This is a genomic window from Pseudostreptobacillus sp. (assembly GCF_977040545.1).
Map to the genome: position 1 here is coordinate 1 of NZ_CDRRBS010000106.1, position 3,365 is coordinate 3,365.

At 23.3% G+C, this 3,365-nt stretch carries 4 protein-coding genes; 2 read left to right on the top strand and 2 right to left on the bottom strand.

Going from position 1 to position 3,365, the window contains the following annotated elements:
• The first annotated feature begins 359 nt into the window (after positions 1–359).
• Positions 360–755, top strand: a complete 396-nt coding sequence (gene mscL / locus ACWYO2_RS05400; protein WP_455515459.1) for a large-conductance mechanosensitive channel protein MscL — start codon at positions 360–362, stop codon at positions 753–755.
• 36 nt (positions 756–791) lie between these two features.
• Here the strand turns inward: mscL and ACWYO2_RS05405 are convergent, their stop codons facing one another.
• Entirely contained in the window at positions 792–2,333 is a 1,542-nt protein-coding gene (locus ACWYO2_RS05405) for a DUF438 domain-containing protein (protein WP_455515460.1), read from the bottom strand.
• 4 nt (positions 2,334–2,337) lie between these two features.
• Positions 2,338–2,613, bottom strand: coding sequence for a DUF1637 domain-containing protein (locus ACWYO2_RS05410; RefSeq protein WP_455515461.1), 276 nt, complete (start codon positions 2,611–2,613; stop codon positions 2,338–2,340).
• Between the two features lie 135 nt (positions 2,614–2,748).
• On the opposite strand from ACWYO2_RS05410, the gene ACWYO2_RS05415 reads away from it, so the two are divergent.
• Positions 2,749–3,365: 3'-5' exonuclease (locus tag ACWYO2_RS05415; protein WP_455515462.1), on the top strand; the 617-nt coding region annotated here is incomplete at its 3' end.

Sequence of the window (3,365 nt, forward strand, 5' to 3'; positions counted from 1 at the left end):
TATTCTAAAATATGATTTAAAAATGTATTTTTTTTGAGAAACGGGTAAGCGTGTAGTGAAAAAAATGATAAAATCAGTTTTGGAATGTAGGGGTACAAATGACTAAAAGTATAAACAGATTGTTTCCACTTTTTGCAACGACCAAGTCGTTGTCTATAAAAATAAAAAATGGTATTCAATGTGTTCTCAAAAATTTCAGAAAAAGTTAAAAGTAGATGTACCTATTTTTTCTAAAAATAAATCCTTATTTATACCAAAATTGAGAGCAACAAAAATTTTATATTTATAATATTAAATACATTGACAATATGTTTTAGGTCTAATATAATATGCTTATATATTAAAAAATGGAGGAAAATATGTTAAAAGAATTTAAAGAATTTATTTCAAAAGGAAATGTTATTGATTTAGCTATAGGGGTAATTATAGGGGCTGCATTTGGTAAAATAGTTACTTCTCTTGTTAATGATATTATAATGCCAATAATTGGTTTAATATTAGGTAAAATTAATTTTAAAACTTTAAGTTTAGTTTTAAAACCAGCAGAAGGAGATGCAGATGCTCTTACATTAAATTATGGTATGTTTATTCAAAATATAGTTGATTTCTTGATTATAGCATTTGTGTTATTTATTGTTTTAAAAATTATGCTTAAATTAAAGAAAGAAGAAAAAGCAGCTGAAGTTGCAGCAGAACCTAAATTAACTAAAACAGAAGAATTATTAATTGAAATTAGAGATTCATTGAAAAAATAATAAAAAATCCGTATAAGTTTTTATACGGATTTTTGCTTATTTTGTATTTTTTAATTCTAATATTTTTTCTTTTATTTTATTCAAAAGAACTTCTTTATCCATCCCACTTCTTTCAGCCATTTTTTCTATAGTAGCAGTGGGGAGCATTACACGAGCTAAAGGAGTACTTAATAATTTAAATTTAGAATTTATTTTAGGTAATTCTGTTTTTAAAGTAGGAAATACTTTTAATAAATCTTTAAGATAAGTATTGTGATTTATATTTTCTATATCAAATATTAAAGTTTCTTCATTTTTTTCTTCCTCTAATGACGCATTATTATTTTCTTCCTCATCCCAAGTTAAAAGAGTTCTAGAGCCTTTAAGAGATCTAATATGTGTACAGTCTTGCATCATTTCAAGAACTCCTTTATATACACCATTTTCATCTCTAACTGCTACATAATAAATATATATGAATACATCACCTTTATCTATCCAAAATTCTATTTTATCTTTTTCACCTTTTCTAAATTTTTCTATAATTTCTTCAACTAAATGTACACTTTTTCTAGGATGACAATTTTTAACATCTCTACCTATAACATTTTTACTTCTTGGAAAAACTCTGTGATCAGTATCGTTATAAAATTTTACAGAATTATTATTATCTACAAAAGTAAAATCAACAGGCATATGTTTGAATATCAACATTATTTGCTCAGGACTCATTGAACCATATTTAAGCTCTATTTCATTAGTATTTGTTTTTTCTGTATTTGCATATCCATATTTATTCAGTAATTCTTTAAACTCATCTATGAACTTAATATTTTTATTTGAATCATTTTCATTATAATTTTCTATTTCAGATAAATCAAATGTAAAACCAATTTCTTTATCTCCTGATTTCATATTTTCAAATTCTTCATCATTTATCATCATAAGTGAAGTAGGATAGAGTATATTTTCTTCTTTGCTTATTAAATCTAAAATATCATCTTTCATAATTTGTTGTTTTTGGATAAATTTTTCATCATCATCATTTATTAGTAATATTTTCAATTCTTTGATTTCATCACGGATAAAATCATCAAGTACCCACATAGTAGTTGTAGGTCTATCAAAACCCTTTTTTTCAAGAATAGAATACAGTTGATTCTGTTTACGAACTAGATGAAATTTATACCATTTAGTCAATTCATCATAAATGTTTAACCATTCATTTTTTATAAAATCTTTTTTTAAAAGTCTTTCCATATCTTTTGAAATATTTTTGATTATTTCATTTTCGATATAATATATATTTATAGGATGTAATTTATCAAGAGTAGGTTTACTTTTATCTAATATATCTTCAAATAATACCAACATTTCTTGTATATTTTCTTTTACACATTCATTTTCATCAAATTGTTTTATTTTTTGTTCAGCTATTGCGATTTCATAAGGTTTAATAGATTTCACTTTTTCTTTTAATAAAATTTTTGCATCTTCTAAAGATAGTAAACCATTATTATATTTATTCTTAATATCTATTAAGGTATTTAATTTATTTATATCAATATTTTGAGATTTAAAATTATCTAACATTTCCATAAACTTACTCCTTTTTAAATAAATATACATATACTTCAGTATCACTAATAGCAGTAGCAGATATAGTATTTTCACCATCAAAATTAAGTATATCTCCACCTTTTAAATTATTAATGTAGTCATTAATTTTAACATCAATATTTCCATTAAACACATTAAAAAATATCAATAAACCAGGATGATTATGTGGCATAATATTTTCTCCTGCTTTAAGTTTAAAGTGCATAATTTTTAAATTTTCATTTTCGTATGCTTTACCTAAGTTATTTATTATTTCCATAAAATTCCTTTCATAATCAAAATATTTTATATAATAATTATATATTTATAAATACTAAAAGTCAATAAAATACTTGATTAAAATATTTGAAATACTGTATAATTATAAATAAAAAATAAAATTAAGGAGAAAATAATGAAGAAAAAATTAATACTTTTTGATACTGAAACAAATGGTACAAACCCTAGTGATTCAGTTTTATCAATATCTGCTATGAAAATAGAATATGATACTGAAACAAATCAAATGGTAAAATTAGGTGAATTTGATAGATTTTATTTTAGAAATGAAGGAGAAGAACCTAATGAAGGTGCTTTGCGTGTAAATGGTTTATATGATGATGAAATAGAAAGAAGAAGAAGTTTATCCAATGAAAAATATCCTAGAACTTTTAAAGAAGATGTTAATAATTTTTATATCTTTTGTGAAGGAGCCGAACATTTTGTTGCACATAATATTAAATTTGATAGACAATTTATTCCATTTGTTTTACCTTACCAATTTGATACGATGATTGAAAATATAGAAACTGTAAAAATACCATCTACTAATGGATATTCTAAGTATAAGTGGCCTAAACTTATGGAATGTGCAGAGTATTATAATATTAAACTTGAAGAAGAAGAGTTACATAATAGTATGTATGATGTTATAATTATGGGAAGAGTTTTATTTAAGATGACTAAAACTTCAAAAGGTTTAGAAAAAGTTAGAAGCTTTGTAGTTGATAATATTTCCACTTTTATGAGGTA